The organism is Corallococcus aberystwythensis, assembly GCF_003612165.1.
Lineage (GTDB): Bacteria > Myxococcota > Myxococcia > Myxococcales > Myxococcaceae > Corallococcus > Corallococcus aberystwythensis.
This window is the reverse complement of the sequence record NZ_RAWK01000538.1, coordinates 1-1,160: the sequence shown is the minus strand read 5'-3', so window position 1 is coordinate 1,160 and position 1,160 is coordinate 1. Positions and strand designations below refer to the sequence as shown.

Here is a 1,160-nt window from a genome sequence, read left to right as displayed (position 1 = left end):
ATTCACGGCTCGGATGAATCCGTCGATGGTCGCGGGTTGAATTTGCATGAGCCGGCTGGAGCTGAGTGAGGAGCAGAGGGGCGAGCTGGAAGCGTGCTTCCGAACGACGGAGGACCGCCGATTGCGCGACAGGTGCCAGGCGGTGCTGATGACAGCCCGGAGCCGTCCTCAGCAGCAGATTGCCGAAGACCTGGGTACCACGGCGCGTAACATCCAGCGCTTTGTGGCCCGCTACCGAGCAGGGGGACTGGAGGGGCTGAGGATTCAGTGGGCGCCGGGCAAGACGCCCCTCATCCCAGAGGAACTGGGGCCCACCATTCTGGACTGGATACGTCAGGGCCCCCGCGCCTGCGGCCTCAAGCGCGCCAACTGGACGCACGTGGCCCTGGCCGACTTCCTCCAGCTGAAGACAGGCATCCGCGTGCGCGAAACCGCCATGGGTGACTTCTGTCGCCGCCACGGAGTCCGGCTCTACCGGCCTACCTACCGCTTCCTGCGGGCAGACCCAGCGCGCCAGCTACAGGCCCGGCAGGAGTTGAGCGAAAAAAACTCCAGGCGCAAGCAGGCGACATTGCCCTCTTGAGCCAGGACGAAGCGCGCTTTCCCATGGTGCCCACGCTGACAGCCACCCTGGGCCTCAAGGGCGAGCGCCCCGTCATCGCCACCCGCGACTGCAAGGACGTGGTGCACACCTTTGCCTCGGCCAACGTCACCACCGGCGCGGTGACGAGCCGTCTGTATGGCAGCCGCACCCGCACTCGGCGCAAGGACGGGCTGTCCAAGACGAAGCGCATGCAGGTGGCCTTTGCCCACCACCTGCTCGACGTCGCACGCGCCTACCCGGCTGCGCAGAACCGCGAAGTCATCCTCGTCATCGACAACGCGCCCTGGCACCGCGGCCGCCCGGTGGATTGGGCTCTGCGGCGCTACCCGCATCTGACGCTGTACCGACTCCCACCCTACAGCCCGCAGCTTCAGCCCATTGAGCGGCTGTGGCGGCCCCTGCGCCAGCGCGCCACGCACAACGTCCTCTTTGACGAGATGACCGAACTGCAGCACGCGCTGCGCTCGGGGCTTGGCTACTACCGCGCCCGGCCCCAAGCGGTGCTCAGTCTCCTCGGCTCTCCCTGGAACCCGACTCAATCAGTCGAGGCGTGAAT

Annotated in this window: 2 protein-coding genes; both read left to right on the top strand. The window is 66.9% G+C overall.

Annotated elements, in window-relative coordinates:
• Positions 1 to 46 precede the first annotated feature (46 nt).
• A complete protein-coding gene (locus D7W81_RS41305) occupies positions 47 to 583 on the top strand; it encodes a helix-turn-helix domain-containing protein (protein WP_120560755.1) in 537 nt (178 codons plus the stop codon).
• A complete protein-coding gene (locus tag D7W81_RS41300) occupies positions 580 to 1,158 on the top strand; it encodes a transposase (RefSeq protein ID WP_244227801.1) in 579 nt (192 codons plus the stop codon). Before D7W81_RS41305 ends, D7W81_RS41300 begins: the two co-directional genes overlap by 4 nt.
• Positions 1,159 to 1,160: the final 2 nt, after the last annotated feature.